The organism is Mycobacterium sp. 1245852.3, from assembly GCF_001669335.1.
Lineage (GTDB): Bacteria > Actinomycetota > Actinomycetes > Mycobacteriales > Mycobacteriaceae > Mycobacterium > Mycobacterium europaeum_A.
In genome coordinates, this window is the sequence record NZ_LZLL01000181.1 from 1 (window position 1) to 2,829 (window position 2,829).

Genomic DNA, 2,829 nt, shown 5'->3' on the forward strand with positions numbered 1-2,829 from the left:
GAGCTCATCGACATCACGCCGGAGGCGTTGCGGCGCAGGCTGTCTCACGGCAACGTCTACGCGCCCGATCGCATCGATGCCGCGCTGTCGAATTACTTTCGCCGTGGAAACCTCACCGCGCTAAGGGAATTGGCGCTGCTGTGGCTGGCCGACCAGGTCGACACCGCGCTGGCCAAATACCGGGCCGAGAACAAGATCACCGACATGTGGGAGGCCCGCGAACGGGTCGTCGTCGCGGTCACCGGTGGTCCCGAGTCCGAAACGCTGGTACGACGGGCATCCCGGATCGCCTCGAAGTCGACCGCCGAGCTGATGGTGGTGCACGTCATCCGCGGCGACGGGCTGGCCGGGCTGTCGGAGTCGCGGATGGCCAAGATCCGGGAACTGGCCAGCAGCCTGGACGCGTCGATGCACACCGTGGTCGGCGACGAGGTGCCCACAGCACTACTCGAATTCGCCCGCGAGATGAACGCCACACAGCTGGTGATCGGCACCTCGCGGCGATCGCGCTGGGCGCGGCTGTTCGAGGAGGGCATCGGCCCGCGGATCGTCGAGCTGTCGGGAAAGATCGACGTGCACCTGGTCACCCACGAGGAATCCAAGCGCGGCTTCCGCGCGTCCTCGCTGGCGCCCCGCGAGCGCCGGGTGGCGTCGTGGCTGGCGGCCCTGATCGTACCGTCGGTCATCTGCGCGATCACGGTGACGACGCTGGACCCGTATCTGGACACCGGCGGCGAGAGCGCCCTGTTCTTCGTCGGCGTGCTGCTGGTCGGGCTGCTGGGAGGCATTGCGCCCGCGGTGCTTTCGGCCGTGCTGTCCGGGCTGCTGCTGAATTATTTCCTGATCGCCCCGCGGCACAGCTTCACCATCGCCGAACCCAACAGCGCCATCACCGAATTGGTGCTGCTGCTCATCGCGGTCGCCGTCGCGGTGCTGGTCGACTTCGCCGCCAAACGCACCCGGGAAGCACGGCGCGCCTCGCAGGAGGCCGAGCTGCTGACCCTGTTCGCCGGTTCGGTGCTGCGCGGCGCCGATCTGGAAACGCTGCTCGAGCGAGTCCGGGAGACCTACGCCCAGCGGACCGTCAGCATGTTGCGCGAGCCCGACGACCAAGCGCGCGCTCGCGGCAAGAAGAGTGAGGTGGTGGCGTGTGTGGGCCGCGATCCCTGTGTGACAATCGATTCCGCCGACACCGCGATCGAGGTCGGTGACGACGAGTTCTGGATGCTGCTGGCCGGCAGGAAGCTTTCCGCGCGCGACCGGCGGGTGCTCGGCGCGGTGGCCAGGCAGGCCGCGGGTTTGATCAGACAACGCGAGCTCGCCGAGGAAGCCAGCCGCACCGAGGCGATCGTGCGGGCCGACGAACTGCGGCGTTCCCTGCTGTCGGCGGTCAGCCACGACCTGCGGACACCCCTGGCGGCGGCCAAGGTCGCGGTCTCGAGCCTGCGCGCCGAAGACGTCGCCTTCTCCCCCACCGACACCGCCGAATTGCTGGCCACCATCGAGGAGTCGATCGACCAGCTGACCGCGCTGGTCGGAAACCTGCTTGACTCATCGCGTTTGGCCGCCGGGGTGATCCACCCGGACCTGCGCGTCGTGTATTTGGAGGAGACCGTGCAGCGGGCCCTGGTCAGCATCGGGGCTGGCGCCACCGGTTTCTTCCGGTCCGCGATCGACCGGGTCAAGGTCGACGTCGCCGATGCGATGGTGATGGCCGATGCGGGGCTGCTGGAACGGGTGCTGGCCAATCTGATCGACAACGCGCTGCGCTATGCGCCCAACTGTGTGGTGCGGGTCAACGCCGGACGGGTGGGCGATCGCGTCCTGATCAACGTCATCGACGAAGGCCCCGGAATCCCGCACGGGGCCGAGGAGCAGATCTTCGCAGCGTTTCAGCGGCTCGGCGATCACGACAACACCACCGGCGTGGGCCTGGGGATGTCGGTGGCGCGGGGCTTCGTCGAAGCGATGGGCGGGACGATTACGGCCACCGACACCCCGGGAGGCGGGCTGACGGTGATCGTGGATTTGGCTGCGCCGCAACAGATAGGCGCACTGTGACTCGCGTTCTGGTGATCGACGACGAGCCGCAGATCCTGCGCGCGCTGCGCATCAACCTGTCCGTGCGGGGTTATGAGGTGATCACCGCGTCCAGCGGCGCCGGCGCATTGCGGGCCGCCGCCGAACACAAGCCCGACGTGGTGATCCTCGACCTCGGCCTGCCCGACATCTCCGGGATCGACGTGCTGGCCGGTCTGCGCGGCTGGCTCACCGCGCCGGTCATCGTGTTGTCGGCGCGCACCGATTCGTCGGACAAGGTCGAGGCGCTGGACGCCGGGGCCGATGACTACGTCACGAAACCCTTTGGCATGGACGAGTTCCTGGCGCGGCTGCGCGCGGCGGTCCGGCGCAACACCGCGGCCTCCGAACTCGAACAACCGGTCATCGAGACCGAATCGTTCACCGTCGACCTGGCCGCCAAGAAGGTCACCAAGCACGGCAGCGAGGTTCACCTCACCCCAACCGAGTGGGGGATGCTCGAAGTCCTCGTCCGCAACCGCGGCAAGTTGGTCGGCCGCGAGGAGCTTCTCAAGGAGGTGTGGGGTCCGGCGTATGCCACCGAAACCCATTACCTGCGCGTGTATCTCGCGCAGCTGCGCCGCAAACTCGAGGATGACCCCTCGCATCCCAAGCACCTGCTGACCGAGTCCGGCATGGGGTATCGATTCGAGGTGTGAGCGCGTGGCGCCTGTCCCGCGGCCGGCTGGGCCCCTGAATCACACCAGCCACTCGGGCCTCCGCGCGGGTAGGTCAGTTAATTGCCCGCCT

General features: G+C 67.9%; 2 protein-coding genes. Both read left to right on the plus strand.

What is annotated here, in order from left to right:
* A partial coding sequence (locus A9W96_RS07960) for an ATP-binding protein (RefSeq protein WP_067138815.1) occupies positions 1-2,061 on the plus strand: 2,061 nt, incomplete at its 5' end.
* On the plus strand, positions 2,058-2,738 hold the full coding sequence (locus A9W96_RS07965) for a response regulator (RefSeq protein ID WP_066880461.1): 681 nt from the start codon (positions 2,058-2,060) through the stop codon (positions 2,736-2,738). The genes A9W96_RS07960 and A9W96_RS07965, both read left to right, overlap by 4 nt.
* Positions 2,739-2,829: the final 91 nt, after the last annotated feature.